The sequence below is a fragment of the Agromyces sp. Y782 genome, from assembly GCF_059445405.1.
This window is the reverse complement of sequence record NZ_JCAIUG010000002.1, coordinates 1082718-1108555: the sequence shown is the minus strand read 5'-3', so window position 1 is coordinate 1108555 and position 25838 is coordinate 1082718. Positions and strand designations below refer to the sequence as shown.

At 68.9% G+C, this 25838-nt stretch carries 22 protein-coding genes; 14 read left to right on the top strand and 8 right to left on the bottom strand.

Annotated elements, in window-relative coordinates; all coding sequences use genetic code 11:
* Positions 1 to 65 precede the first annotated feature (65 nt).
* On the bottom strand, positions 66 to 1001 hold the full coding sequence (locus tag AC1C2S_RS19390; protein WP_495354228.1) for a M56 family metallopeptidase: 936 nt from the start codon (positions 999 to 1001) through the stop codon (positions 66 to 68).
* A 2-nt stretch (positions 1002 to 1003) separates the two neighbouring features.
* The gene (locus AC1C2S_RS19385) at positions 1004 to 1378 is read right to left on the bottom strand and encodes a BlaI/MecI/CopY family transcriptional regulator (protein ID WP_495354227.1); all 375 of its coding nucleotides are present in this window, start codon (positions 1376 to 1378) and stop codon (positions 1004 to 1006) included.
* 110 nt (positions 1379 to 1488) lie between these two features.
* On the opposite strand from AC1C2S_RS19385, the gene AC1C2S_RS19380 reads away from it, so the two are divergent.
* The 10 genes from AC1C2S_RS19380 (at position 1489) to holA (ending at position 16625) form a co-directional block, all read left to right on the top strand.
* Positions 1489 to 2901: a cytochrome ubiquinol oxidase subunit I gene (locus AC1C2S_RS19380; protein ID WP_495354427.1), complete on the top strand. Its 1413-nt coding sequence runs from the start codon at positions 1489 to 1491 to the stop codon at positions 2899 to 2901.
* 13 nt (positions 2902 to 2914) lie between these two features.
* Positions 2915 to 3919, top strand: a complete 1005-nt coding sequence (gene cydB / locus AC1C2S_RS19375; protein WP_495354226.1) for a cytochrome d ubiquinol oxidase subunit II — start codon at positions 2915 to 2917, stop codon at positions 3917 to 3919.
* Position 3920: 1 nt separating this feature from the next.
* A complete protein-coding gene (gene cydD, locus AC1C2S_RS19370) occupies positions 3921 to 5567 on the top strand; it encodes a thiol reductant ABC exporter subunit CydD (protein WP_495354225.1) in 1647 nt (548 codons plus the stop codon).
* Entirely contained in the window at positions 5560 to 7287 is a 1728-nt protein-coding gene (cydC, locus tag AC1C2S_RS19365; RefSeq protein ID WP_495354224.1) for a thiol reductant ABC exporter subunit CydC, read from the top strand. Before cydD ends, cydC begins: the two co-directional genes overlap by 8 nt.
* A gap of 4 nt (positions 7288 to 7291) precedes the next feature.
* Complete coding sequence (pabB, locus tag AC1C2S_RS19360) at positions 7292 to 8671, top strand: aminodeoxychorismate synthase component I (protein WP_495354223.1); 1380 nt, start codon at positions 7292 to 7294, stop codon at positions 8669 to 8671.
* 74 nt (positions 8672 to 8745) lie between these two features.
* Complete coding sequence (gene leuS / locus AC1C2S_RS19355) at positions 8746 to 11319, top strand: leucine--tRNA ligase (RefSeq protein ID WP_495354222.1); 2574 nt, start codon at positions 8746 to 8748, stop codon at positions 11317 to 11319.
* A gap of 55 nt (positions 11320 to 11374) precedes the next feature.
* On the top strand, positions 11375 to 12331 hold the full coding sequence (locus AC1C2S_RS19350) for a phosphotransferase (protein ID WP_495354221.1): 957 nt from the start codon (positions 11375 to 11377) through the stop codon (positions 12329 to 12331).
* 124 nt (positions 12332 to 12455) lie between these two features.
* Positions 12456 to 13127, top strand: coding sequence for a ComEA family DNA-binding protein (locus tag AC1C2S_RS19345; RefSeq protein ID WP_495354220.1), 672 nt, complete (start codon positions 12456 to 12458; stop codon positions 13125 to 13127).
* 1 nt (position 13128) lies between these two features.
* Positions 13129 to 15570 (top strand): ComEC/Rec2 family competence protein, encoded by a 2442-nt coding sequence (locus AC1C2S_RS19340; protein ID WP_495354219.1) that lies wholly within the window; start codon positions 13129 to 13131, stop codon positions 15568 to 15570.
* Between the two features lie 26 nt (positions 15571 to 15596).
* Positions 15597 to 16625, top strand: a complete 1029-nt coding sequence (gene holA / locus AC1C2S_RS19335) for a DNA polymerase III subunit delta (RefSeq protein WP_495354218.1) — start codon at positions 15597 to 15599, stop codon at positions 16623 to 16625.
* A gap of 66 nt (positions 16626 to 16691) precedes the next feature.
* Here holA and rpsT read toward each other — a convergent pair whose 3' ends face one another.
* The 4 genes from rpsT to AC1C2S_RS19315 all read right to left on the bottom strand — a co-directional run bounded on the left by rpsT (position 16692) and on the right by AC1C2S_RS19315 (position 19749).
* Positions 16692 to 16952: a 30S ribosomal protein S20 gene (rpsT, locus tag AC1C2S_RS19330; protein WP_495354217.1), complete on the bottom strand. Its 261-nt coding sequence runs from the start codon at positions 16950 to 16952 to the stop codon at positions 16692 to 16694.
* A gap of 122 nt (positions 16953 to 17074) precedes the next feature.
* Positions 17075 to 17899: an alpha/beta fold hydrolase gene (locus AC1C2S_RS19325; RefSeq protein ID WP_495354216.1), complete on the bottom strand. Its 825-nt coding sequence runs from the start codon at positions 17897 to 17899 to the stop codon at positions 17075 to 17077.
* Positions 17900 to 17902: 3 nt separating this feature from the next.
* Entirely contained in the window at positions 17903 to 18526 is a 624-nt protein-coding gene (locus AC1C2S_RS19320) for a response regulator (RefSeq protein WP_495354215.1), read from the bottom strand.
* Positions 18523 to 19749, bottom strand: coding sequence for a sensor histidine kinase (locus tag AC1C2S_RS19315; RefSeq protein ID WP_495354214.1), 1227 nt, complete (start codon positions 19747 to 19749; stop codon positions 18523 to 18525). Before AC1C2S_RS19315 ends, AC1C2S_RS19320 begins: the two co-directional genes overlap by 4 nt.
* A 79-nt stretch (positions 19750 to 19828) precedes the next feature.
* On the opposite strand from AC1C2S_RS19315, the gene lepA reads away from it, so the two are divergent.
* The 3 genes from lepA to hemW all read left to right on the top strand — a co-directional run bounded on the left by lepA (position 19829) and on the right by hemW (position 23719).
* Positions 19829 to 21682, top strand: coding sequence for a translation elongation factor 4 (gene lepA / locus AC1C2S_RS19310; protein ID WP_495354213.1), 1854 nt, complete (start codon positions 19829 to 19831; stop codon positions 21680 to 21682).
* A 148-nt stretch (positions 21683 to 21830) separates the two neighbouring features.
* The gene (locus AC1C2S_RS19305; protein ID WP_495354212.1) at positions 21831 to 22469 is read left to right on the top strand and encodes a DUF1990 domain-containing protein; all 639 of its coding nucleotides are present in this window, start codon (positions 21831 to 21833) and stop codon (positions 22467 to 22469) included.
* A gap of 2 nt (positions 22470 to 22471) precedes the next feature.
* Positions 22472 to 23719, top strand: a complete 1248-nt coding sequence (hemW, locus tag AC1C2S_RS19300; protein WP_495354211.1) for a radical SAM family heme chaperone HemW — start codon at positions 22472 to 22474, stop codon at positions 23717 to 23719.
* Here the strand turns inward: hemW and AC1C2S_RS19295 are convergent.
* Both AC1C2S_RS19295 and AC1C2S_RS19290 read right to left on the bottom strand, forming a co-directional pair.
* Entirely contained in the window at positions 23703 to 24089 is a 387-nt protein-coding gene (locus tag AC1C2S_RS19295; RefSeq protein ID WP_495354210.1) for a DUF4870 domain-containing protein, read from the bottom strand. The two genes, hemW and AC1C2S_RS19295, sit on opposite strands and share 17 nt — an antisense overlap.
* A gap of 132 nt (positions 24090 to 24221) precedes the next feature.
* Entirely contained in the window at positions 24222 to 24611 is a 390-nt protein-coding gene (locus AC1C2S_RS19290; protein WP_495354209.1) for a DUF4870 domain-containing protein, read from the bottom strand.
* A gap of 193 nt (positions 24612 to 24804) precedes the next feature.
* On the opposite strand from AC1C2S_RS19290, the gene hrcA reads away from it, so the two are divergent.
* Positions 24805 to 25827 carry a heat-inducible transcriptional repressor HrcA gene (gene hrcA, locus AC1C2S_RS19285; RefSeq protein WP_495354208.1) on the top strand — a complete coding sequence of 341 codons (1023 nt, stop codon included), beginning with the start codon at positions 24805 to 24807 and terminating at the stop codon, positions 25825 to 25827.
* Positions 25828 to 25838 lie beyond the last annotated feature (11 nt).

The following is a 25838-nucleotide window of genomic DNA, read 5'->3' as shown; positions in this document are numbered from 1 at the left end:
GGTCGCCGGAACCCGTACCGTGGTCGGGGTCGACGGAACGCTCCGCAGTGTGTGCGCGGCCGGTGTTACGAGAACGGGCCGAGAGTGGCGAGCAGCGACACGATCGGAATCGCGATGATCGCCGCTGCCATCACGACCACCAGTCCCCGGAGCGCGACACTCGGCTGCCGGTCGGTCTCGCCGAGGCGGGACAGCCGTGCCTCGAGCATCTCGGCGTCGGGGATCACGCCGCCGGACTCGGCGTAGGTCCCGGGTTCGCCGCCGCTGCCGACCTGCAGCATCGCCCGGCGGAGTGCGTCGTCGCCCGCTGCTCGCCGTGCCTGATCGTCGGCGAGCATCTCTGCGAGCAGCGCGACCGAGCGCTCGGCGCGGTTGGCGATCGGGAACCAGGGGAGTGCGCTGTGCCAGGCGCGGAACGCGAGCAGCACGAGGTGATGCAACTGATCGAGATGCGCGCGCTCGTGGGCGATGACGGCGCGCAGCTCCGATTCGTCGAGCGCGTCGATCAGGCCCTCGGTGAGCACGGTGGCTGTGCGGATGCCGGGCACGCAGTATGCGAGTGGGAGGGGATGGGCGAGCACCCGAGTGCGCGGTTCGCCGGGCATCGGATCGCCGAGGATGTCGATGAGCTGGTGCTGGCGGCGGCGCTCGCGTTCGGCGCGCACGGCGGTGAGCGCCAGGTTGAGCGCGAGGTGCAGGGTGAGGCCCGCGGCGAGGGCGAGGGCGGCGATGTGCGCCACCCCGAATGATGGTGGGATCGGCCCGGCGAACAGGTGCGGGAGGAGTTCGCCTGCCGCGGCGAGCAGCGAACCCGCCGGGGAGGCGCCGAAGATCAGCAGGCTGCCGATCATCGAAAGCCCGCCGCCGAGGGCGATGGCCTGCCACAGGGCGAGTGCGATCGCGGGTGATCGGGAGGGCCAGGCTGCCCGGGAGAGCACGACTGGAATGGGCCAGGCGAGCAGGAGCGCGAACCCGCCGAGCAGTGCAGCGACGGCGAGCATGGTCAGGATTTGGAGAGCTCGTCGAGGAGCCGTCGCAGCGTGGCGGCCTCGCCGGCGCTCACGGTGCCGACGAAACGAGCGAGGGCCGCGTCGCGGTCGCTCGAGCGATCGAGCACCTCGTGCATGAGCTCTGCGGTGTGCTCTTCGCGGGTCAGGAGGGCTCGGTAGCGGTGCGGCCGGGTGTCGCGTGCGCGGGTCACGAAGCCCTTGCGCTCGAGGCGCGACAGCACCGTGAGCACCGTCGTCGTGGCGACGGCGCGGCCGGGCTCGCCATCGCGGAGCGCGAGCGCGTCGCGAAGATCGTTGGCCGCGAGCGCGGTGTCGCGCGACCACAGCACCTCCATCACGGAGCGCTCCAATTCGCCGAGACTCGCCATGCCTCCAGACTACCGTCGGCGAGCGAAATGTTCTACGCTCTGTAGAAGAGAGTTCTACGCGATGTAGAACAAACGATGGTCGCTTGCGATCGCGTGTGAAAGAGGCATCCTTGAACGAGCTGCTCGACCCGCTGCTCCTCGCCCGATGGCAGTTCGGGCTCACGACTGTCTACCACTTCCTGTTCGTTCCGATCACGATCGGTCTCGCGACCTCGGCGGCCATCTTCCAGACCGCGTGGTACCGCACCGGCAAGCTCGAATACCTGCGCATCACGCGCTTCTTCGGCACGATCTTCCTCATCAACTTCGCCATGGGCGTCGTGACGGGCATCGTGCAGGAGTTCCAGTTCGGCATGAACTGGTCGGAGTACTCGCGATTCGTCGGCGACGTCTTCGGCGCACCGCTCGCCCTCGAAGGACTGCTCGCGTTCTTCCTCGAAGCGACCTTCATCGGCATCTGGATCTTCGGTTGGAATCGCCTGCCGAGGGCCCTGCATCTCGCGAGCATCTGGATCGTCGCGGTCGGCACGATCCTGTCGGCGTACTTCATCCTCGCCGCGAATGCGTTCATGCAGAACCCGGTCGGCTTCCAGTTGAACGAAGAGCGCGGGCGCGCCGAGCTCGTCGACATCTGGGCGCTCCTGACGAACCCCGTGGCGCTCGCGGCCTTCCCGCACACGATCGCGGCGAGCTTCATGGTCGGCGCCGGTCTCATCATCTCGGCTGCCGCATGGCACCTCGCGCGCAATCAGCATCTCGACACGATGCGGCCTGCGCTGAAGTTCGGCCTCTGGACGATGGTGATTGCGGGCGTACTCACGGTCGTGTTCGGCGACCAGCTGAGCCTCGCGATGGTCGCGACCCAGCCGATGAAGATGGCCGCGGCCGAAGCCGCCTTCAACACGGTCTGCGGCGCGGATGCCTCGTTCTCGCTCTTCACGCTCGGCACCCCCGACGGATCGAGTGAGCTCTTCTCGATTCGGGTGCCGTACCTGCTCTCGCTCCTCTCGACGCACAGCTTCGACGGATGCGTCGAGGGCATCAACGACCTTCAGGCCCAGTATCAAGTGCTGTTCGGGCCCGGCGACTACGCGCCGATCCTCTGGGTGACGTACTGGTCGTTCCGTTGGATGATGGGCCTCGGGTTCCTGCACATCCTCGTCGCCCTCGTCGGCCTGTGGCTCACCCGCAAGGGGCGTATGCCGAAGCAGGCATGGGTTTGGAAGGCCGCGGTCTGGAGCTTCCCGCTCTCGCTCGCCGCGATGATCTTCGGCTGGGTCTTCACCGAGATGGGCCGGCAGCCCTGGATCGTCTTCAGCCAGCTCTTCACCGAATCCGCGGTGTCTCCGAACGTCTCCGGTCTCGACGTACTCATCTCGCTCATCGCCTTCACCCTGATCTACGGCGCCCTGGCGGTCGTCGAGTTCAAACTCGTCATCCGCGCGATCAAGAAGGGCCCGCCGGAACTCGCGGAACCCGACCCCGAGACCGGGCGCGTCGAACAACCCACCACGGTGTATTAGGAGGAATGCGCACATGGATCTCGCGGTGCTCTGGTTCTGGATCGTCGCCTTCCTCTTCGTCGGCTACTTCGTACTCGACGGCTTCGACTTCGGCGTCGGCATGTCCCTGCCGTTCCTCGGCAGGGACGAGACCGACCGTCGCGTGCTGATCAACACGATCGGCCCCGTGTGGGACCTCAACGAGACCTGGGTGATCGTCGCGGGCGCCTGTCTCTTCGCGGCGTTCCCCGAGTGGTACGCGACCCTTTTCTCCGGGTTCTATCTCGCCCTCCTCCTGATCCTGCTCGCGCTCATCGCTCGCGGTGTCTCGTTCGAGTACCGCCACCAGCGTCCCGAAGCGGCGTGGAAGCGACGCTTCGACTGGATGATCATCGTCGGCAGCGCGGTGCCTGCGCTCCTCTGGGGTGTCGCGTTCGCGAACATCGTGCAGGGCGTGCCGCTCGATGCCGACCACAACTACATCGGCAGCTTCCTCGACCTGCTGAACCCGTACGCGCTGCTCGGTGGAGTGACGACACTGCTCTTGTTCTTCACGCACGGCGTGGTGTTCGTTGCACTGAAGACCGACGGCGATATCCGCGACCGGGCACGGCGGCTCGCCACGAGGGCCGGTGCGCTCACCGTGCTCGTCGCGGCGTGCTTCCTCGTGTGGACCGGTTTCGCGTTCGGGTCCACCTGGTTCTGGATCCTCGCCGCCATCGCCGCGGTCGCGCTCATCGGCTCCTGGGTTGCGAACGTTCGCGGAGCCGAGGGGTGGGCATTCACGCTCATGGCCGTCACGATCGCGGCTGCCGTGTTCGCCCTGTTCGCCTCGCTCTTCCCCGACGTCATGCCGGCCTCGAACGATCCGGCGAACAGCCTGACGATCGCCTACGCCTCCTCGACGCCGTACACGCTCACGGTCATGACGTGGACCGCGGTGATCTTCCTGCCGCTCATCCTCGCGTACCAGGGCTGGACCTACTGGATCTTCCGCAAGCGTGTGATGCGCACGCACATCGAGGCGGCGGCGCACTGACGTGAAACCTCTCGACCCGAGGCTCGTGCGACGTTCGCGGGCGGCGCAGCGGTTCCTGCTCGCGGGCGGCGTGCTCGCGTTCGTCCAGGCGCTTGCGATCATCGCGTTCGCCTGGGCGCTCGCGACCCTCGTCGCCGGGATCATCGACGGAATGGCGTGGGCGGATGCCACTGCGCCGCTGACCGTACTCGCCGCTGCGGTTGCGGCTCGCGCCCTCGCCGCCTGGCTCTGGGAGTGGACGGGGTCTGCCGGCGCGATGCGAGTGAAGGGCGAGTTGCGCACCGAAATGCTCGCCGCGATCGAACGTCGCCCCGGCGGTCTTCCCGGATTCCCGACCGCGCGCATCGCCACGTTGCTCGGTCCGGGACTCGACGCGCTCGACGAGTACTTCGGGCGGTACCTGCCGCAGCTCGTGCTCACCGTGGTCGCGACGCCGCTCCTGATCGCGGCCGTGTGGCTCACCGACTGGCTGTCGGGGTTGATCCTCGTGATCGTGCTGCCGCTCATCCCGGTCTTCATGGCGCTCATCGGCATGGCGACCGAGGCCGTGCAGCGTCGTCAGTGGACGAGCCTGCAGTCGCTGTCACGCGGGTTCCTCGAGGTCGTCGGCGGTCTGTCGACTCTTCTGCTCTACGGCCGGGCCGAGCGGCAGACCCGGCGCATCCGTCAGGTGACCGACGACTACCGCGTGCACACGATGAAGGTGTTGCGCGTCACTTTCCTCTCGGGCTTCACCCTCGAGCTCGCAGCAAGCCTCTCGGTGGCACTCGTCGCAGTGTCGATCGGCCTGCGGCTCGTCGCCGGTGACATGACGCTCGCTTCGGGGCTTCTCGCGCTCGTACTCGCCCCCGAGGTCTTCTTGCCGCTGCGAAACGTCGGAGCGGCATTCCACGCATCCGCCGCGGGCGTCGAGGCATCGCGAGATGCGTTCGACCTCTTCGAGGCCACGGATGCCCCGGAGCGCGTGGAGCGGGCGGCGCACGGGTCGTTCGCTCCCGCGGCCAGCGGCGCAGGCCTGCACGTGCGAGGACTCGGCGTGCGCCTCGACGACCGTGAGATCTTCGGCGGGCTCGACTTCGATGCGGGGCCCGGCGAGATCCTCGCCCTCGCCGGGGAGAGCGGCGTCGGCAAGTCGAGCGTGCTCCGGGCGTTGCTCGGGTTCGTCCCCGCTTCAGGGAATGTCACGCTGGACGACGCCCTATTCGACGCCGCTGCGCGGCCGACTGATCGCGGCAGGCTCGCTTGGGCTGGGCAGACGCCGACACTGCTCGCCGGAACCGTCGCCGCGAACGTGCGGCTCGGTGACGAACACGCCGACCAAGCACTGCTCGGCGAGGCGCTCCGGCTCGGCGGCGTCGACGTCGCTCCCGAGCTCGAACTCGGCGCGGGCGGTTCCGGTCTCTCCGGAGGCCAGTCGCAACGGGTCGCGACGGCCCGGGCGGTGCACCGCCTGCTCGCCCGCGGCGCGTCGCTGCTGCTGCTCGACGAGCCGAGCTCGGCACTCGACGAGCGGCGGGAGGCCGAGCTCGTTGGGCACCTGCGGGAGATCGCGGCACGGGGGCGCACCGTCGTCGTCGCCACGCACCGCCCAGCTCTCCTCGACGCGGCCGACCGCGTCGTGACCCTCACGGCGGTGGCGCATGTCTGATCGCACACGCTCGGTCATGCGGCGCGCCGTGCCTGCGCCGAAGCGGCTCGCGCTGCCGGTGCTGCTCGGGGTCGCCTCCGCCGGCTCGACCATCGCGCTGCTCGCCTGTTCGGCGTGGTTGATCGCGCGCGCGGCCGAACAACCGCCGGTGCTCTACCTCCAGCTCGGCATCGTCGGGGTCCGGGCCTTCGCGCTCGGCCGCGCCACGTTCCGCTACCTCGAGCGCCTGACGGGCCACGACGCCTCGTTCCGGCAGCTGGCCAACATCAGGGTGGGCATCTTCGAGCGGATGCTCCCGCTCGCGCCCGACGGGCTGCGCACCAGCCGTCGCGGTGAGCTGCTCTCGCGGTTCGTCGGCGACGTCGACGAACTGCAGAACGTCACCTTGCGGGCCGTTCAGCCGGTCGTGAGTGCGGTACTCGTGCTCATCGCCGCGGTCACGGCGCTCGCGATGCTCGCACCGGCGGCCGCCATAGCCGTCGGCGTGGTTCTCGTCATCGGACTCCTCGTCGCACTCCTGGCCGAGCGCGCTGCAGCGGGCCGGGCCGAGCGTTCGATCGCGCCTCTGCGCGGCGCGCTGCAGGCGGCGGTCGTCGACCACGTGCAGGCGCTCGACGTGCTCGTCGCCTTCGACGCAGCGAGCGACGACCGGTCCCGCATTCGGGCGATCGGCGCCGACCTCGAACGAGCCACCCGCACTCGAACGGCGTCTGCCGGTGCGGCTGCGGCAGTCGTGACGGCCATCGGCGGCTTCGCAACGCTCGCGAGTCTGCTCGTGGCCTGGCCGGTGTTCGCAGCGGGCGGCATCGACGGGCCCGAGTTCGCGGTGCTCTGTCTCGTGCCCCTCGCGATCGCCGAGGTCGCAGGCGCCATCCCCATCGGGCTGGCCGCGTGGCGGGTCGCGCGCGTGAGTGCCGCGCGGGTCGCCGACGTCGTACCCGATTTGGTGCCGCCGGAGATTCCCGTCGCCCCGACAGCTCCGCGGGCGGCTCGATCGGAGCCGCACGACGGCCGACGAGAGCCCGGTCGGTCCGACGCGGGAGCAGGTTCGCGCGTGGGGCCGCCGGCGATCGAGCTCCGCGAGATCAGGGCGTCGTGGCCCGGAGGGCCCGCCGCCCTCGACGGACTCGATCTCACGCTCGCGCCGGGGGAACGGCTCCTCGTGCAGGGCGAGTCGGGCTCGGGCAAGACGACGCTCGCACACGTCCTCGTGCGCTTCCTCGAGTACCACGGTTCGTACCGGCTCGACGGAGTCGAGGCGCGAGCGCTCGACCCCGTCGACGTGCGGCGCACCGTCGGCCTCGTCGAACAGCGACCGTGGCTCTTCGACGAGGACATCAGGCAGAACCTCCTCTTCGCACGCGAGACGGCGAGCGACGAGGAGCTGATCGACGTGCTCGATCGGGTCGGTCTCGCCGATTGGGTCGCCGAACGCGGCGGCCTCGACGCGCGGGTGGGGGAACGCGGCACGCTCGTCTCCGGAGGACAGGCGCAGCGCATAGCCCTCGCGCGGGCGATGCTCGCCCGATTCCCGGTGCTCGTGCTCGACGAGCCGACCGCGAACGTCGACCCCGACCGGGCCGACGCGCTGCTCACCGAGATGCTCGGCGCGGCCGGAGCGGAACGCAGTGTCGTGCTCATCGCGCACGCCGGCGTCGACCCCGCGCTGGTCGATCGTCGCATCGAGATCAGCGACGGGCGGGCAGTCGACCTAGGCTGAGGGGATGCCCCGCCGCATCCGGAGCCTCGCGCTGGCGAGCTGGCGCGACCCCGCGCAGGTCTTCAGTGCGTTCGCCTCCGAGGCGCACACCGCCGTGTGGCTCGACGGCGGCCCCGGTGCGGAGGCCGGCTCGAGCATCATCGCCTGGGCGCATGGCGACAGCACGCTGCTCGTGGGGGATGCCCCGCCCGCCACGGTCTATGCGGCACTCGGCGCTGCGCTCGGCGGTGAGGTCGTCGATGCCCGTGCCGAGGTCGCCTCGCCGTCTCCACTCGGCTGGATCGGATGGTTCGGTTACGAGTTCGGCACCCGCACAGCGGGCCTGCCGTTCGATCGGGCAGAGACGCCGGATGCTGCATTCCTCTTCGCTGATCGTGCGATCGTGTTCGACCATGCCGCCGGCTCGGTGCGGCTCGAGTGGCTCGAAACAAGCGACCCCGCCGCAGCGTCGGAGTGGGCGCAGCGTGTCGCCGAGGCATTCGCGCTGCTGCCCGCTGAGGCGAACGCGGAAGCCGAACCCCCGCCGTCCCCGGCATCCGCACGGCCCGCATCGCGCTGGCGCCACCTCCCGGCCGACTACGCGCGCCTGATCGCGGCATGCCAAGCCGCGATCACCCGCGGCGACGCGTATCAGTTGTGTCTCACCAATCGCATCGACATCGACGTCCACCCTGATCCACTCGCGGCCTACCTGCGGCTTCGCCGCACGAGCCCGAGCCACCACGGCGGTTACCTGCGATTCGGCGACACCGCGCTGCTCAGCGCCTCGCCCGAGCAGTTCCTGCGCGTCGAATCGAGCGGCTCGGTCTCGACGAAGCCCATGAAGGGCACCCGGCCGCGGAGCGCGGACCCGGTGCTCGACGAGGCGCTGCGTCGAGACCTCGTCGAGAGCGAGAAGGAACGCGCCGAGAACCTCATGATCGTCGACCTCATGCGCAACGACCTCGGACGCGTCGCCGAGCTCGGCACCGTCGAGGTGCCGGTGCTCCTCGACGTGGAGGAGTACGCCCACGTGCACCAGCTCGTCTCGACGGTCACCGCGCAGTTGCGACATCCGCTCACTGCGCTCGATGTGGTCGAGTCGGCGTTCCCGGCCGGCTCGATGACGGGAGCGCCGAAGCACAGCGCGATGACGATCCTGCACGAGCTCGAAGCGGGGCCGCGTGGCGTGTACTCGGGGGTGTTCGGGTATCTCGGGGTCGACGGCGGCGCCGACCTCGCGATGGTGATCCGCTCGATCGTGCTGACGCCGAAGGGTGCGAGCGTCGGCACGGGAGGGGGCATCACGGCGTTGTCGGTCGCGGCCGAGGAGATCGAGGAGACGCGCATCAAGGCGAGGGCGCTGCTCGCTGTACTGGGCGCGGATCTGCCGGTCGCAGAGTGAGTAGGCTTGATCTTCGAGTGCGCCGCGGTGCGGCGCGCCCGGAAGCCCCCGAGCGATACACGATTGAGAGTCACGTGGCACACGACCAGGACCCAGCACACGCCGATGCGGGCGCGTACGACTTCGCCGCCATCCAGGCGAAGTGGCTTCCCGTGTGGGACGAGTCCGAGCCGTTCCGTGCCGGACGCCCGGGTGACACGAGGCCGCGCAAGTACATCCTCGACATGTTCTCCTACCCGTCGGGTGACCTGCACATGGGTCACGCCGAGGCGTTCGGCTACGGCGACGCCGTCGCGCGCTACTGGCGGCACCAGGGCTTCGACGTGCTGCACCCCGTGGGCTGGGACTCATTCGGCCTTCCTGCCGAGAACGCCGCGATCAAGCGCGGCGTCGATCCGAGCGCCTGGACCTACGCGAACATCGAACAGCAGAAGCGTGCCTTCCGCCAATATGCGCCGTCGTTCGACTGGTCACGGGAGCTGCACACGAGCGACCCCGAGTACTACAAGTGGAACCAGTGGCTGTTCCTGAAGCTCTACGAGAAGGGCATCGCCTACCGCAAAGACGGTCAGGTCAACTGGTGCCCCAACGACCAGACGGTGCTCGCCAACGAGCAAGTCATCGACGGGCACTGCGAGCGCTGCGGGTTCGTCGTGACGAAGAAGGCGCTCACGCAGTGGTACTTCCGCGTCACCGACTATGCCGACCGGCTGCTCGATGACCTGAACCAGCTCGAGGGCGCGTGGCCCTCGAAGGTGCTCTCGATGCAGCGAAACTGGATCGGCCGATCCTCGGGTGCCGATGTCGAGTTCGAGATCGAGGGTCGCGATGCACGGGTCAGCGTCTTCACGACTCGGCCCGACACCCTGTACGGCGCGACCTTCATGGTCGTCGCGCCCGACTCGGAGACCGCAGCCGAGCTCGCTGGCGGGGCATCCACCGAAGTGCAGACCCGGTTCCAGGACTACCTCGACTCGGTCCGTGCCGAGAGCGACATCGATCGCCTCTCGACCGACCGGCCGAAGACGGGCGTCTTCCTCGAGCGCTACGCGATCAACCCGGTCAACGGCGAGCGCCTGCCGATCTGGGCCGCCGACTACGTGCTCGCCGACTACGGTCATGGCGCGATCATGGCGGTGCCGGCGCACGACCAGCGCGACCTCGATTTCGCGCGCGCCTTCGGCCTGCCGGTGCGAGTGGTCGTCGATACGAACGCGCCCGTGACCGGCGTGATCCCGGTCATCCCGCTCGACGAGAACGGCGACCCCTACCTGCCTGACGACCTGCCGGCCGACGACCCGGCGTCAACAGGTGTCGCGCTCGCGGGCGAGGGCCGGCTCGTGAACTCGGGTCCGCTCAACGGCTTGTCGAAGTCCAACGCGATTCGCCGGGTCATCGAGCTCCTCACGGAGCGCGGTCTCGGGCGTTCGTCGAAGAACTACCGACTTCGCGACTGGCTGATCTCGCGTCAGCGGTACTGGGGCACGCCCATCCCGATCATCCATTGCCCGACGTGCGGCGAAGTGCCGGTGCCCGAGTCGGAACTGCCGGTGCGCCTGCCGGACTCAGCGGGGCTCGACCTCAAGCCGAAGGGCGCGAGCCCGCTCGGTGCGGCCGAGGACTGGGTCAATGTCGCGTGCCCGAAGTGCGGCGGTGCCGCGCGCCGCGACTCCGACACGATGGACACCTTCGTCGACAGTTCCTGGTACTACCTGCGCTACCTCGACCCGAACAACGACGAGCGCGCCTTCGACCCGGCCGAGGCTGAGAAGTGGCTGCCCGTCGACCAGTACGTCGGCGGCGTCGAGCACGCCATCCTGCACCTGCTCTATTCGCGCTTCATCACGAAGGTGCTCTTCGACCTCGGGTACCTGAGCTTCACCGAACCGTTCACCTCGCTCCTGAACCAGGGCATGGTCATCCTGAACGGCACGAAGATGTCGAAGTCCAAGGGCAACCTCGTCGAGTTCGCGAGCGAGCTGCAGGCGCACGGCGCAGACGCGCTGCGCGTCACGCTCGCGTTCGCCGGCCCGCCCGAAGACGACGTCGACTGGGCGGATGTCTCGCCGGTCGGTTCCGCGAAGTTCCTCGCGCGGGCGTGGCGCATCTCGGGCGAGGTCACCTCGAGCCCCGACATCGAATGGAAGACCGGCGACCCGGCCTTGCGTCGCGTCACGCACCGACTGCTGGCCGATGCACCGGGTCTCGTCGAGGCGTACAAGTTCAACGTCGTCGTCGCGCGACTCATGGAGTTGGTGAACGCCACACGCAAGGCGATCGACTCCGGCGCAGGGGCCGGAGACGCCGCCGTGCGCGAGTCCGCCGAGGTCACCGCGATGATCCTCGACCTGTTCGCTCCGTACACCGCTGAAGACATGTGGCAGCGGCTCGGCTACGAGCCGACCGTCGCGCTCGTGTCGTGGCGCAAAGCCGACCCCGCGCTGCTCGTCGAAGATTCGGTGACGGCCATCGTTCAGGTCGACGGCAAGGTGCGCGACCGTCTCGAAGTCTCGCCGAAGATCTCGGGCGACGAGCTCGAGGCATTGGCCCGTGTGTCGGCTGCGGTGACCCGTGCGGTGGGCGAGCGCGAGATCGTGAACGTCATCGTGCGAGCACCGCGACTGGTCAACATCGCGACCAAGGGCTGACAGGCGGAGCGACTCGGAGGCCCGACCATACTCTCTGGTCTCGTAACATAGGCGAATGCTGCCGCAGGGGTTGTCGATGTTGTGGGAGCCGGTCGGTCCCGAGGAGGCGTTGCGGGAGCGGTTCGGGTTCGATGAGTTCACGGCAGTTGTCGACTGGCTCTCGAAAGGGCTCGACGAAGTCTGGGGCATCTCGGTCGTGGGCTGCAGCCGGATCGTGATCAGCGATCACAACGCCATTCTGTGGGTCGAGAGCGATCGGGGCGCACTGGTGGTGAAGTGGTCGCGGGCTCAGGACCGGTTCGCGAGCCTGGAAGCCTCAGCGCGGTTGTTGCGAGTGCTCGGCGAGCAGGATGTACCGGTGGCTGCGCCGATCGTGGCGGTGGACGGCCGCGATCGGGTGGTGCTGGACGGGCCGATGGGTTCGTTGTCGATGGCGGTGCTCCCCGAACTGACGGGCGACTGGCTCGATGCGGAGGACGAGGCCGCGGTCCGGGCCGCGGGAGCTGCTCTGGCCGAGCTGCACGGCGCTCTTCGTACCTACCCGGTCGATCCGTTGCTGACGGCAACCGAGGTCGAAGGGGTGAAGGGTCGGATCGAGGGGTGGCTGGCGAACCACGATCGGGGGTTGGCGCCGACGGCGTCGCACCGGTTAAGAGAACTGGTGGCAGGTCTGCCGGAGTTGGACGACGATGCCCAACTCGTGCACAACGACTTTCGCGCGGCGAACATCCTGACGCGGGGATCGAAGGTCGTCGGAGTGCTCGACTTCGACGAGATGGTGTGGGACCACCGGGTGAACGACCTGGCCAAGGCCTGCGTCTACGTGAGCACGCGGTTCACCGACTGGCGCCCGACGCCGGTCGCCGTTCGCCGGACGCTGCGCGCCGGCTACGAGTCGGTGCGGCCGCTCCGGCCCGCCGAGACCCTGTGGTTCGACGTACTGGTTCTCTGGCACGCGATTCAGGCGATCCCGGGCACGGATGACCCGGCCGGGTGGGCTGAGGCGTTGTAGCGCACGTGACCCACGGGCTGACGGGCGGGGCGACTCGTCCTCGACAGGGCGCTCGTCGCATTCAGCGTCCGACGCTCTCTGCGGGAAGCGCGGGTGCGGTTCGCGGCTCGATTAGCGTGCGGGCATGCCCGCGAGCGACGAACCCGACCCGTTGGCCGCTCTCGACCCCGTTGCACGCCGACACGGTCCTCGCGTGCGCGTCGCAGTCGGAGCCGCGGTCGTGCTCTTCGTCGTCGCAGTCGCCATGGCTGCGCTCATGTCGTTCAGTGCGGCGGGCGGCGGTGAGCAGGGCCGCATCGAGGGAGCGGATCAGCAGAGCACGGATGCGTCCGACGGCGAAGCATCTGCCGCCGGCGTGGGTGCGCCTCCAGTGCTCGTGCACGTGCTCGGTGCCGTGGTCAAGCCCGGCCTCGTCGAGCTCGGGGCCGGGGCGCGCGTGGTCGACGCCATTTCGGCGGCCGGAGGCTTCACCGGCGAAGCGGATCCTGCCGGCGTGAACCTCGCGCGACTGCTCGTCGACGGCGAGCAGTTGGCCGTGCCGGTGCTCGGACAAGCGGCTGCGGCGCCAGTCGACAGCGGCGGCGGTGCGCCGGGTTCCGGCGAGGGGCTCGTGCACCTGAACAGCGCCGACGTCGCTGCGCTCGACACGCTCCCTCGCATCGGCCCGGCGCTGGCACAGCGCATCATCGATTGGCGCGAGACGAACGGACCGTTCACGAGCATCGAACAGTTGCTCGACGTGACCGGCATCGGGGACGCGGTCTTCTCCGGACTCGCGGACCTCGTGGCGCCCTGACATGCGCGATCTCCGGATGCTGCTGCCAGCTGCCACCGCATGGGTGGCGGCTTGGTGCGCGATCGGTTTGCCGAGTGCCGCGGCAGGTGCGGCGACACTCGCCTGGGTGCTGTGGGCTGCGGCGTGCATCGCCGGCGGCATCGCCGTGTGCGGCGGCATCCGAACTCGAAGCCGACGCTCGCTCCGCGACGGCCCCGGTGACGACCGTGATGTCCACGTCGACCGACGCGATCCGGATCAGCACGTCGAGGGAGTCTCGACGTTCGTGCGAGTGTCGGCGACGTTGCTCGTCGCACTCTCGGCGTGCGCGCTCGTGGTGAGTGCTGCGGCGCTCGGGCTCGGCGCTCGCGAAGCGTCGCCGCTCGCCGAGGCGGCGCGGCATCACCGCACCGCGGAGGTCGTGCTCGAACTGACCGCGGCCCCGCGCGCGATGAGCACCACGTGGTTCGCCGAGGGCGAGTTGGCGCCAATGCGTGTCGAGGGGCGTGTCGTCGTCGTCGTCGACGGTCACGGCACATCAGCGGTACCGGTCACGGCCGCCATCTCGCTCCCGGCCCGCGAGCTGCAGCTGGGCGCGCGAATCGGGTTCGATGCCCGGGTGGCCGCGCTCCCGAGTGCAGATGGCGCCGCTTTCCGATTGAGTCCGAGCGGTGACGTGCGAGTCGTGAGCGCGCCGCCGCCCTGGGTGGGATGGACGGTCGGTCTGCGGACGGGCTTCGCCGATGCCGCCGGCGCCCTCGGCGGCGACGGAGGCGCGCTCGTGCCGGGCCTTGCGATCGGTGACACGAGCGCCGTCGATGACGGGCTCGATGCGGCGATGAAGGCGAGTTCGCTGAGCCATCTGACGGCCGTGTCGGGAGCGAACTGCGCCATCGTCACGGCCGCGGCGTTCGCTCTCGCGGCGCTCCTCGGCCTTCCCCGACTTCTGCGGATCGTCGCTGCCCTGGCCGCGCTGGCGGGGTTCGTCGTGCTCGTGACGCCCGAGGCGAGTGTCGTGCGCGCTGCGGCGATGGCGATCGTGGTGCTCGTCGCCATCGCGGCGGGGCGGCCGGGTGGCGGGGTGGCTGCGCTCTCACTCGCGGTCATCGTGTTACTGACCGTCGACCCGTGGTACGCGCGGGACTACGGCTTCGCGCTGTCGGTGTGCGCGACCGCGGGCCTGCTGTTGCTCGCGGCGCCGTTGACCGGTGCCCTCACGCGGTGGATGCCGATGCCCATCGCCGCGGCGATCGGCGTGCCGCTCGCCGCCCAACTGGCGTGTCAGCCGGTGCTCGTGCTCCTCGATCCCGCTCTCGCACTCTATGGCGTGCCGGCGAACCTGCTCGCCGCCCCTGCGGCGCCGGTCGGCACGGTCGTCGGGCTCTTCGGCTGCCTCCTGCTGCCGATCCTGCCCTCGGTCGGATTCGCATTCCTCCAGTGCGCGTGGCTTCCGGCGACCTGGATCGCCTTGCTCGCCCGGGCATCGGCGGCACTTCCGGGTGCGAGGCTCGAGTGGCTGCCGGATGCCGCGGGCGCACTGCTGCTCGCCGCCTGCACGGCGATCGCGCTCTGGCTCGCGCTCGGCGCGCGTCGTCGGCAACAGCGCCGACTTCGTGTGGTCGCCGTGACGGCGCTGCTGATCGGTCTCGCGGTGCCCGTCGGCATGTTCGCGGGCGCACCTCTTCTCGGGGCGGCGACGAGGCCGGCCGATTGGGATGTCGCGGCCTGCGACATCGGACAGGGCGATGCGGTGTTCCTGCGCTCGGCGGGTGCGACGGCACTCATCGACACCGGGCCCGATCCTGCAGCGCTCGCCCGCTGCGTGTCGCTGCTCGGCGTCACGAGCATCGATCTGCTCGTGCTGACGCACTGGGACGCCGATCACGTCGAGGGAGCGTCGGCGGTGGCGGGCCTCGTCGGCACCGTGATCCACGGTCCGCTCGATGATGAACGTTCAGAACGGGCGCTCGACCCATTGGTCGAGGCGGGAGCCGAGCCCGTCGAAGTCGTCGCGGGGTTCGGCGGCACGCTCGGCGATGCGCGTTGGCGGGTGCTCTGGCCGAAACCGCGCGCCATGCCCGGCAACGATGCGAGTGTGGTGATCGATCTCACGGCGCCGAGATACCGAGGCCTGTTCCTCGGCGACCTCGGTGAGGAGGCACAGGATCGGCTGCTGCGTTCTGCGAGCCTCGGCCGGGTCGACCTGGTGAAGGTCGCCCATCATGGCTCGGCAGACCAGAGCGAGCGCCTCTACGACGAGCTGGACGCGACGATCGGCGTGATCGGTGTGGGCGCGGACAACGGTTACGGGCATCCGACCGAGCGGCTGCTCGATCTCTTGCAGGCGGAGGGCACAGCCGTGGTGCGCACCGACCGCTCGGGCACCTTGTTGCTCACCGCAGAGGGTGACGGCTTCAGGCTCTGGAGCGAGCGGAGCGAAAGCGCTGTCGGTGCGGGCCCGTAGAATCGACGAAGAGAACGGGAGGTGCCGTGGCAGCGCGCACAGGGGCATCGGCCAAGACGAAGACGACGATTCCGCAACTCGCATGGCATGCGATCCGGCCCGCTCCGATCGTGCTCGTCTCCGGCGCAGAAGACGTGCTCGCCGAGCGGTCGATCACGATGCTGCGCGACTTCCTGCGCGGTGAAGATCCCGCGCTCGAGGTGAGCGACCTCGAAGCCGACGGGTATCGCCGTGGTGAGCTCATCACCCTCGCGAGCCCCTCGCTGTTCGGCGAGCCGCGTCTCATCCGCGTGAGCGGGGTCGAACGTGCGAGCGACGACTTCCTGCTCGATGCGCTCGACTACCTCGGGCAGACAGCCGAGTCGACGACGCTCGTCTTGCGCCACCGCAGCGGAGTGCGCGGTAAGAAACTGCTCGATGCGGTGCGCGCCGGCGGCGGGGGCGGCATCGAGATCGTCTGCGCCGAGCTCAAGAAAGACGCAGAGAAGCAAGACTTCGCGGCCGCTGAGTTTCGCGCAGCGGGCCGCAAGATCGCCCCGGGCGCTCTGCGTGCGCTCGTGGGGGCATTCAGCGACGACCTCCGCGAACTCGCTGCAGCGTGCCGGCAGCTTCTGGCAGACGCGCCCGGCGACATCACCGAGGCGGTCGTTGCTCGCTACTACGGCGGGCGAGTCGAGACGAATGCCTTCGCGGTAGCCGATGCGGCCATCGCCGGTCGTCACGGCGAGGCGCTCATCGCCCTCCGGCACGCGCTCGACAGTGGCGCCGACCCGGTGCCCATGGTCGCCGCGTTCGCGATGAAGGTACGCACCATGGCGAAGGTCTCGGGCACTCGCGGCGGGGGCGCGCAGCTCGCGGGCTCGCTGAGCCTCGCGCCATGGCAGATCGATCGCGCACGACGCGACCTGGTCGGCTGGAGCGACGAGGGGCTCGGTCGAGCGATCGAGGCGCTCGCGGCCACCGACGCCGCAGTGAAGGGCGCAGAGCGCGACCCGGTCTTCGCGCTCGAACGATTGGTCGGCATCATCTCGTCCCGGGGACGAAACCGCCCGTAGCGGTCGCTACGAACGACGAAGGCCCCGGCACATCCGTGTCGGAGCCTTCGTGGAATACGTGTCGCGTCAGAGCGCGGCGACCTGCTTTGCGATCGCCGACTTCTTGTTCGCGGCCTGGTTCTTGTGGATGACGCCCTTGCTGGCCGCCTTGTCGAGCTTGCGGGTCGCGGCGCGGAGGGCGGTCGTCGCCTTCTCCTTGTCGCCCGAAGCGATGGCGTCGCGCGTTGCGCGAACGGCGCTCTTCACTTCGCTCTTGACGGCCTTGTTGCGCTCTTGCGCCTTGAGGTTCGTGCGGATGCGCTTGATCTGCGACTTGATGTTTGCCACGTGGAGTTCGTCTTTCGTTCTTGTGCGGGTACCGGATATGCCGAGCGAAGGTAGAGGGGCCTCGCCGGCGAATCGTGCGGGGTGGGACCCACACGGAAGCCAACAGGCAACGATACCAGCTCTCAGCGGGAGTCACCAATGCGCGCGCGCGCGAGTCGGGCGGCGGATGTCTCGTGCGATCCGGTGCGCGCCCGGCGTCGCTCGGCGCCGACGGCACGTCGGTCGAGTTCGGCGACCGCGCCGAGCACGATCGCGGCGAAGTCGTCCGGCCTGATGAGGCTGACGAGGTGGGTGGCTCCAGGAATGATCACGAGCCGCCCGTCGCGGGCGGCGTGGAGCAACCGGCGCTCTTCGAATCGGAAGTGGTCGAAGCGTCCGTTCACGAACCAGACGGGTACGTCGACCTCGGCGAGCGCGGCCTCGGGATCGAGTCGGCCGACCGCCTCGAGCACCGGCGCCATCACGTCGAGCGCGACGCCGCCCGCGAGCACATCGTCGGCGGCGCTCGGCGAGAGGAAGAGTCGCGCCATCGCGTCGTTGATGCGACGCCCCCGGTCGGGCATCGTGCCGATCGCGGCGGCGAGGCGGCGGTAGCCGTCGAGGGCGACACCCCGCGGGCGGGTGCCGCACGCCGCAGCGACGAGCCCGTCGAGACGGCCGGGATGGTGCGCGGCGTATTCGATCGAGATGTAGCCGCCGAGACTCAGGCCCACGAGGAGCCGCGGGATCGCGGGTTTGACGGGTTCGGCGGCGACCGGGTTCAGCGCCTGGTCGATGCTCTGCATCGCCGCCTCGAGCGAGAAGGGTTCGCCGCGCCGGGTCCCGTGTCCGGGCAGGTCGACGGCGACCGCTTCGATGTCGTGCCCGGCGAACAACTCGAGCTGCCGTCGCCACATCGTCGACGAGGTGCGGAGTCCGTGTACGAGCACGACGCGGGCGCGAGGCATCCGTCAGCCCACCCTGATCGCGCCGAGTTCGCGGGCCCGCGCCACCGCAGCGGTGCGCGAACCGACGTCGAGCTTCGTGAAGATGTGCACGAGGTGCGACTTGACGGTCGCCTCGCTCAGGAAGAGGGATCTGCCGATCTCGCGGTTCGTACGCCCCTCGGCGACGAGCGAGAGCACTTCGGCCTCTCGTACCGTGAGTCGCTCGCCGCTCGCGAGCGAGGCGTCGAGGCGCGAGGACATGCCGGGCGCGAGCGCCGCATCGCCGATCGCTGCCGCGTGCACCGCGGCGATGAGTTCGGCAGGCGGTGCATCTTTCAGCAGATAGCCGCTCGCACCGGCTTCGATCGCGCCGAGGATGTCGGCATCGGTGTCGTAGTTCGTCAGCACCAGCACGCGGGGCGAGCCCGGTTGCGAACGAATTCGACGGGTCGCCTCCGCGCCCTGCATGGCGCCGGGGTACTGCAGGTCCATGAGCACGAGGTCGACTTCGGATGCCGCGGCGAGCCGTACCGCGTCTTCGGCCGTCGTCGCCTCGCCGACCACCTCGAGGTCGGGCTCGCTCTCGAGCATCGCGCGGATGCCCGCACGCACGACGGGATGATCGTCGCTGAGCAGCAGCCGGATCACGCCGTCACCACCGGGATGCGAACGGAGACCGCGGTGCCATCGCCGGGTGTCGATTCGATGTCGACGCTCCCGCCGAGGGCCTCGGCGCGCTGTCGGATGGCGCGGAGGCCGAAGCCGCCCGCGGTTGTGCCCATGAGGTCATCGGCGTTCGAAGTGCTGAAGCCGATGCCGTCGTCGACCACGTCGAGCGCGATCTCATCGCCGAGGTAGCTCAGGGTGACGGAGGCGTGCGCGGCATCCGCATGCTGCAGCACGTTGGCGAGCGAACCCTGCGCGATGCGCAGGAGTGCCGCCTCGGCGGACATCGGCAGGAGTATCGGATCGCCGCTGGTGCCGAACTCGACCCGCAACGGTGTTCCCGCCTGCACCGACTGCTCGGTCGTGGCCTCCACGAGTCGCCGGAGCGCGGCGGGCAGTGTCTGCGCATCGAGCGAGGGCGGCGCGAGCTCGCGGATGAATCGCCGGGTCTCACCGAGATTCAGTGCGGCGGTCTCGCGTGCGAGCTGCAGCTTCTCTTGCGTCGCGGTGTCGGTCACATCGCGCTCGGCCGCGTGGAGCAGCATCTGGATGCTCGACAGGCCCTGTGCCACCGTGTCGTGGATCTCCTTGGCGAGGCGCTCGCGCTCGGCGAGTGTGCCGGCCTCCCGGCTCGCCGACGCCAACTCCTCGCGAGTGGTCATGAGATCGAGGATGAGCGCCTGGCGCTCCTGCGTCTCCTGCGCCATCGCGCGGTACCCGAGCCCGATGACGATCGCGACGCCCGCACTGATGAGCGGGCCGAGGATCGAGCCGACATTGAATCCGAGGTGGGTCGCGGTGCCCCAGACCGAGAGACCGAAGGTGAGCACGACGAGCGGCACTGCGATCGGGGCCGCCAGCACGTGCAGTTCGAGGAAGAAGAGCGGGAAGGCGAGGAACGCCGCATCTGGCGTCAGGGCCGACATGCCCACCCAGAGCCCGAGGAGCCCGATCAGCCAGACCACTCGCACCCAGGTCGGCAGGTGGCGGTGGGCCGCCGCGATGCCGGCGCCGTACCAGGCGAGAAATGCGACCGCGAGGATCGTCACGGAGACCTCATCGGGCGAATCGGCGAGCAACGCTCGCACGACGACGAAGAGCGCGAGCCCGACGACGAGCACGTGCAGGCCGAGTCGGAGCGCGGTGAAGACCGGACGGAGCGCCGAAGGCGCCACGCGCGTGTCGGGAATCTCGATCACGGCCATGTGCTCCGAGCGTAGCCCGGGGCCCTCGCGCGCGGCATCCGTCGAAAGTCTGAACGCAAGTCATGGGAGAATCGACAGGATGTCTCCGAGAGCTGCTAACCCGCCGGTGCCTGCCGCCACCGACCCCGCGCTGATCCGCAATTTCTGCATCATCGCGCATATCGACCATGGCAAGTCGACCCTTGCCGACCGCATGCTCGGAATCACCGGTGTCGTGAGCGATCGCGACATGCGCGCCCAGTACCTCGACCGCATGGACATCGAGCGCGAGCGCGGCATCACGATCAAGAGCCAGGCTGTGCGCATGCCGTGGCAGGTGGGCGAGACCTCGTACGCCCTGAACATGATCGACACCCCGGGCCATGTCGACTTCAGCTACGAGGTCTCCCGTTCACTCGCTGCGTGCGAGGGCGCGATCCTGCTCGTCGACGCGGCACAGGGCATTGAGGCGCAGACGCTCGCGAACCTCTACCTGGCGCTCGAGAACGATCTCGAGATCATCCCGGTGCTGAACAAGATCGACCTGCCGGCGGCCGATCCCGAGAAGTACGCGAAAGAGCTCGCCGACCTCATCGGCGGTTCGCCCGACGACGTGCTGAAGGTCTCGGGCAAGACCGGTGTCGGTGTCGAAGAGCTGCTCGACCGCGTCGTCGAGCGCATCCCGGCGCCGGTGGGCCGAGCGGATGCCCCGGCGCGCGCGATGATCTTCGACTCCGTCTACGACAGCTACCGCGGCGTCATCACCTATGTGCGCATGATCGACGGCCACCTGAACCCGCGTGAGCGCATCCAGATGATGTCGACGAAGGCGACCCACGAGATCCTCGAGATCGGCGTGAGTTCGCCCGAGCCGACCCCGTCGAAGGGCCTCGGCATCGGCGAGGTCGGCTATCTCATCACCGGTGTGAAAGACGTGCGCCAGTCGAAGGTCGGCGACACCGTCACGACCGCCGCGAAGCCCGCCACCGAGGCGCTGCCCGGCTACACCGAACCGCTGCCCATGGTCTTCTCCGGTCTCTACCCGATCGATGGCAGCGACTACCCCGAGCTCCGCGAGGCTCTCGACAAGCTGAAGCTCTCCGATGCCGCACTCGTCTACGAACCCGAGACCTCGGTCGCGCTCGGCTTCGGCTTCCGCTGCGGATTCCTCGGGCTCCTGCACCTCGAGATCGTCACCGAGCGCCTCGAGCGCGAGTTCGGGCTCGACCTCATCGCGACGGCGCCGTCGGTGATCTACGAGGTCACGACCGAAGACAAGAAGACCGTCACGGTCACGAACCCGAGCGAGTTCCCGACCGGCACGAAGATCGTCGAGGTTCGCGAGCCGATGGTGCGCGCCGCGATCCTCGCGCCGAAAGACTACGTCGGCACGATCATGGAGCTCTGCCAGTCCCGTCGCGGAGCGCTCATCGGCATGGAGTACCTCGGCGAAGACCGGGTCGAGATCCGCTACAACATGCCGCTCGGCGAGATCGTCTTCGACTTCTTCGACCAGCTGAAGTCGAAGACCGCGGGCTACGCGTCGCTCGACTACGAACCCACGGGCGACCAGGCCGCCGACCTCGTCAAGGTCGACATCTTGCTGCAGGGCGAGCAGGTCGACGCGTTCAGCGCGATCGTGCATCGCGACAAGGCCTACGCCTACGGCGTGCTCATGACCGGTCGCCTGCGCGAACTCATCCCGCGCCAGCAGTTTGAGGTGCCGATCCAGGCGGCCATCGGTGCCCGCATCATCGCGCGCGAGTCGATCCGTGCGATGCGCAAAGACGTTCTGGCCAAGTGCTACGGCGGTGACATCAGCCGCAAGCGCAAGCTCCTCGAGAAGCAGAAGGAGGGCAAGAAGCGCATGAAGATGGTCGGCCGTGTCGAGGTTCCCCAAGAGGCGTTCATCGCCGCGCTCTCCGGCGACGTGGAGAAGAAAGACAAGAAGTAGCGTTCCGTTCGGCCGTCTGCGTGATCGCGGCGAGCCGCCGCCGGAACGGTCACAGGAGACATCCGTAGAATCGACGGATGCCTGCCGCCCGATTGCCGCGCCCGACCTGCGCGCCGGTGCGGCGTCGCACCAGAGGAAAGGTCGACGGATGACCCGCCGAAACACGTTCACCGACCAATCGGTCACCTACGGGGCGATCGGGGCGACCCTCGCCCCCGACCTGCTTCGGTATCCGCCCGCCGGGTATCGGCCTGCCGAAGACGCGGTGCGACTGGGATCGGGCGTCGACCGCTTCGAGCGCGCTGCAGAATCGCTCATGACCTGGGGCATCCAGCGCGGTGCAGGTTTCGAGGTGACGGACGTCTCGTCCGGCACCGGTGCGCAGTACCCCGGCATCGTCTACGACGCCGAGGGGTCGCCGCTCGGCGAACAGCCCGCCGCGCGCAGCGAGGAACGCTTCGGTGCCGACGGCACACCCTATGTCGCCGCGGGCATGACCGCCACCCTGCAGCGCCAGCGCCGGTTCGGCGCCGCGAAGACCCCCGTGCTCGTCGTCTACGTCATCGACGAGCCCGACCGCATCGGCTTCGCCTACGGCACGACAGGTGACGGCCCCGAGAGCGGTGAGGAGTCCTTCATCCTCGAGCGCCGCGACGACGACACGGTGTGGCTCACGATCCGATCCATTCTCGCGACCTCGGGGGTCTCCGCACCGATGCAGCGCAAGCGCCGGCGCGAGCTCACGAAGCTCGAGCTCCGGGCGTTGCACCCCGCGGGCGGCGCGTAGGCGTGGCCTCCGCTCTGCCCCTCGGCGACCCGGCACCGGCCGACGGGCTCCTGCCGGCATCGACCGCCGTCGGCGCTGGCCAACGTGCGTTCGGCGTGTACATCCACGTGCCGTTCTGCCGCGTGCGCTGCGGCTACTGCGACTTCAACACGTACACCTCCGATGAGCTTCGCGGTGCGAGGCAGGTAGATTACGCCGACCATGCGATCGCCGAGGTCCGGATGTCGCGGCAGATGCTCGCGGCATCCGCCCTGCCTGAACGCCCCGCCTCGACGGTCTTCTTCGGCGGCGGCACGCCGACGCTGCTGCCCGCGACCGACCTCGTGCGGATGCTCGACGCTGTGCGCCAGGAGTTCGGGCTCGTTCCCGGCGCCGAGGTCACGACCGAGGCGAACCCCGACTCGGTCGGCCCCGACGATCTCGTGCGCCTCGCCGAGGGCGGGTTCACCCGGGTGTCGTTCGGCATGCAGTCGGCGGTGCCGCACGTGCTCGCCGCACTCGACCGCACGCACGACCCTGCACGGGTGCCGCTCGTCGTCGGTTGGGCACGAGACGCGGGCCTCGACGTCAGCCTCGACCTCATCTACGGCACGCCGGGGGAGTCGATCGACGACTGGCGGTTGAGTCTCGACCAGGCGATCGCGCAGGAGCCCGATCACCTGAGCGCCTACGCCCTCATCGTCGAAGACGGCACGAAGCTCGCCCGGCAGATCCGCCGCGGCGAACTCGCGACTCCGTCAGACGACCTCGAGGCGGACATGTACGAGCTCGCAGATGAGCGACTCGCCGCCGCGGGCTACGGGTGGTACGAGGTCAGCAACTGGGCGACGGATGCCTCGCATCGCTCGCGTCACAACCTCGGGTACTGGCGTGGCGACGACTGGTGGGGCGTGGGGCCCGGCGCGCACAGTCACGTGGGCGGGGTGCGTTGGTGGAACGCGAAGCACCCCTCCGCGTATGCCGATCGGGTGACCGCGGGCGTGTCACCTGCGGTGGGCCGGGAAGTGCTCGATGCCCCGACCCGCGAGACCGAACGTGTGATGCTCCTGACGAGGATCAGCGAGGGAGTCCACATCGCGTCACTGCACGCGGGTGGGCGTCACGCCGTGGCGGGGCTCATCGCCGATGGCCTCGTGGACGCGAAAACCGCCCTCTCCGGTGAGTTGGTACTCACCAGAAGAGGGCGGCTGCTCGCTGATGTCGTGGTCAGGCGCCTGCTCGACGAGTCGGAGCTCAGCTCACGAACTTGATCGAGAGCGGGTAGGTGTAGGGCTGGCCTTGGTTCGCCTTGACTGCGGCGATGATGCTGAAGACGATGTTGACGATGTAGACCGCGAGCAGTACGAAGATGCCGATGACGATGAAGGTCAGGATAGTGCCGACGACGTAGGCGATCGCCATGGTGATCTGGAAGTTCAACGCGGTCGCGGTGTGGGCGCGCACGAACGGCCCGCGGTCTTTCAGCACGAGATAGCCGATCAGGGCGGGAATGAAGCTGAAGAAGATGCCACCCACGTGAACGAGCGTCGCCCAGAGCTTCTCGTCGGCCGGACTGAGCTGCGCGCCCTGCTGGTAGGGGTTCGGCGGCGGCGGCGGGGGAGGCGGGGTGGCGTCGGACATGTTGTCTCCTTGATCGGTTCGCCCGAAGGCGATATTCGGTCTCGTCGCACGACAGGCGAGCTTTCAACCATCCCATGCTGGCACAGTGGCGCGCGCCGGGTACGGAATTCGCCCGGCGCGCTCCGGCCCGGACTACTTGATGAGGCGGATCGCGAACGGGTAGCGGTAGTGCTGGCCGTCTTTCGCCTTGAGGAACGCGATGATCGAGAAGACGACGCTCACGATCCATGCCGCCCACACGACGAGGACGCCGATGAAGATGATCGTCAGGATCCAGCCGACGACGTAGGCGATGAGGATCGTGATCTGGAAGTTCAGCGCCTCTTTCGCCTCGGTGTTCGTGAAGGAGCCCCTGTCTTTGAAGACGAGCCAGATGATGAGGGCCGGCAGGAATCCGAGGATGCCGCCGAGGTGCGCGAACGAGCCCCACTGCACATCTTGCTCTTGTGCGAGCGGCGCAGCTGCGACCGGTTGGGCGGGCGGAACGTTCTGATCGGGTGCTGATGAGTTCGGATCGGTCATGGCGGGTGCCTTTCGGGGTTCTCGGGTGAACCGCGTCTCGCGCGATCGGGCATCGCTGCAAGGGGGTGACTCGCGGGGATACCCATAAGCTAGCGCCGCCGCCCGCTGGTGGCAACGGCTTCGTCACGGGATGTCGCGATATGATTGGCACTCACTCAGAACGAGTGCTAAGCGTCTGACGGAAGCGAGGGCCATGGTCTCGGAACGCAGCCTCGCCGTGCTGCGCGTGATCGTTCAGGACTATGTCGCATCACGCGAGCCCGTCGGGTCGAAGACGATCGTCGAGCGGCACGCCTTCGGCGTGTCGGCCGCGACGATCCGCAACGACATGGCCCTCCTCGAAGAAGAAGAGCTGATCGCAGCTCCGCACACCTCGTCGGGTCGCATTCCGACCGACAAGGGCTACCGCGTCTTCGTCGACCAGCTCACCGACGTGCGCCCGCTGACCCCTGCCCAGCGGCAGGCGATCGAGACGTTCCTCGGCGAGTCGAGCGACCTCGACGAGCTGCTGGCCCGAACGGTGCGCCTCATCGCCCAACTCACCAAGCAGCTCGCGGTCGTGCAATACCCGAGCTTCGGCAGCGACCGCGTGCGTCACGTGGAGCTCGTCTCCCTCGCAGCCGATCGGGTGCTCTGCATCCTCATCACCGATTCAGGCCAGGTCGAACAGCGCCTCGCCGAACTCGAAGAACCGGTCGACGAGCACACGCTCGACGCCCTGCGGGCGAGGTTGAACGAGATCGCCGGTGGTCGCGCGATGGCGGATGCCGCCGAGGCCCTCTCCGGGGAGATCGACGGCGCTGACAGCCGGCACGCCGCGGTGCTGCACACGCTCGCGACCACGCTCGCCGAACAGGCACGCGCACAGCGCACCGAGCGGCTCGTCGTGGCCGGGGCCGCGAACCTCGTGCGCACCGAGCAGGACTTCGCCGGCTCGATCCTCGGCGTGATCGAGGCGATCGAGGAGCAGGTCACGTTGCTGAAACTCTTCGGCGAGATGGCGACCGACGAGCATGCGGTCACCGTGCGCATCGGGCGCGAGAACGCGTCGTTTGGCCTCGGCGAGACCTCGGTCGTCTCGAGCGCCTTCTCGATCCCCGGCCGCGACATCTCGCGACTCGGCATCGTCGGGCCCACCCGCATGGACTACTCCACCAGCATGGCGGCCGTTCGCGCCGTCGCACGTTACCTCTCCCGCACGCTCGGCGAGAGCTGAACCCGCCGCCC

What these genes read in the sequence shown, in the direction of transcription:
- AC1C2S_RS19295 (WP_495354210.1), bottom strand. Translation starts at nt 24,089, where the DNA reads ATGTCCGACGCCACCCCGCCTCCCCCGCCGCCGCCGCCGAACCCCTAC.
- AC1C2S_RS19305 (WP_495354212.1), top strand. Translation starts at nt 21,831, where the DNA reads ATGACCCGCCGAAACACGTTCACCGACCAATCGGTCACCTACGGGGCG.
- cydB (WP_495354226.1), top strand. Translation starts at nt 2,915, where the DNA reads ATGGATCTCGCGGTGCTCTGGTTCTGGATCGTCGCCTTCCTCTTCGTC.
- lepA (WP_495354213.1), top strand. Translation starts at nt 19,829, where the DNA reads ATGTCTCCGAGAGCTGCTAACCCGCCGGTGCCTGCCGCCACCGACCCC.
- AC1C2S_RS19345 (WP_495354220.1), top strand. Translation starts at nt 12,456, where the DNA reads ATGCCCGCGAGCGACGAACCCGACCCGTTGGCCGCTCTCGACCCCGTT.
- AC1C2S_RS19390 (WP_495354228.1), bottom strand. Translation starts at nt 1,001, where the DNA reads ATGCTCGCCGTCGCTGCACTGCTCGGCGGGTTCGCGCTCCTGCTCGCC.
- cydC (WP_495354224.1), top strand. Translation starts at nt 5,560, where the DNA reads ATGTCTGATCGCACACGCTCGGTCATGCGGCGCGCCGTGCCTGCGCCG.
- AC1C2S_RS19340 (WP_495354219.1), top strand. Translation starts at nt 13,129, where the DNA reads ATGCGCGATCTCCGGATGCTGCTGCCAGCTGCCACCGCATGGGTGGCG.
- AC1C2S_RS19350 (WP_495354221.1), top strand. Translation starts at nt 11,375, where the DNA reads ATGCTGCCGCAGGGGTTGTCGATGTTGTGGGAGCCGGTCGGTCCCGAG.
- pabB (WP_495354223.1), top strand. Translation starts at nt 7,292, where the DNA reads ATGCCCCGCCGCATCCGGAGCCTCGCGCTGGCGAGCTGGCGCGACCCC.
- AC1C2S_RS19315 (WP_495354214.1), bottom strand. Translation starts at nt 19,749, where the DNA reads ATGGCCGTGATCGAGATTCCCGACACGCGCGTGGCGCCTTCGGCGCTC.
- AC1C2S_RS19385 (WP_495354227.1), bottom strand. Translation starts at nt 1,378, where the DNA reads ATGGCGAGTCTCGGCGAATTGGAGCGCTCCGTGATGGAGGTGCTGTGG.
- AC1C2S_RS19325 (WP_495354216.1), bottom strand. Translation starts at nt 17,899, where the DNA reads ATGCCTCGCGCCCGCGTCGTGCTCGTACACGGACTCCGCACCTCGTCG.
- AC1C2S_RS19290 (WP_495354209.1), bottom strand. Translation starts at nt 24,611, where the DNA reads ATGACCGATCCGAACTCATCAGCACCCGATCAGAACGTTCCGCCCGCC.
- hrcA (WP_495354208.1), top strand. Translation starts at nt 24,805, where the DNA reads ATGGTCTCGGAACGCAGCCTCGCCGTGCTGCGCGTGATCGTTCAGGAC.